The organism is Microbacterium sp. OVT16B (assembly GCF_019969705.1).
Lineage (GTDB): Bacteria > Actinomycetota > Actinomycetes > Actinomycetales > Microbacteriaceae > Microbacterium > Microbacterium natoriense.
In genome coordinates, this window is record NZ_JAHXZA010000020.1 from 1 (window position 1) to 473 (window position 473).

Annotated in this window: 1 protein-coding gene; it reads left to right on the forward strand. The window is 51.6% G+C overall.

The annotated features are described in order from the left end of the window. A partial coding sequence (locus LC438_RS19020) for a hypothetical protein (protein ID WP_223587511.1) occupies positions 1–473 on the forward strand: 473 nt, incomplete at both ends.

Genomic DNA, 473 nt, shown 5'->3' on the forward strand with positions numbered 1-473 from the left:
AAGGAATTAAGGTAGGAGAGAAAGGAGATAGAAGAAGGGGGGAGAGGAGGGAGAGAAGAGGAGGGAGGAGGAGGAGGGAAAGGAAAAAGGGGAAGAGAAGAAAAAGAGAAGAAAGGAAGAGAAGGAGAAAAAGGAAGGGGGAGAGAGAAAGGAGGAGAAGGAAGAAAAAGAAGAGGAGAAAGGAGGAAGAAGAGAGAAGAGAAAGGGAGAGGAGAGGGGAGAGAAAAGAGAGGGAGAGAAGAGAAAGAGAAGAGAGGAGGAGGGAGGAAAAGGGAAAAGGGGAGGAAGGGGAGAGGGAGGAGGGGGGAGAAAAGAGAGAGGAAGAAAGAAGGAGAAGAGAGGAAGGAGAAAGAAGAAGGGGAGAAGAGGAGAGAGAAGAGGGGAGGAGAGAAGGGAGGGGGAGAAGAGAGAGGAGGAGGAGAGAGGGGAGGAGGAAAAGGGAAAGGAAGAGGAGAGGGGGGAGGGGAAAGAGG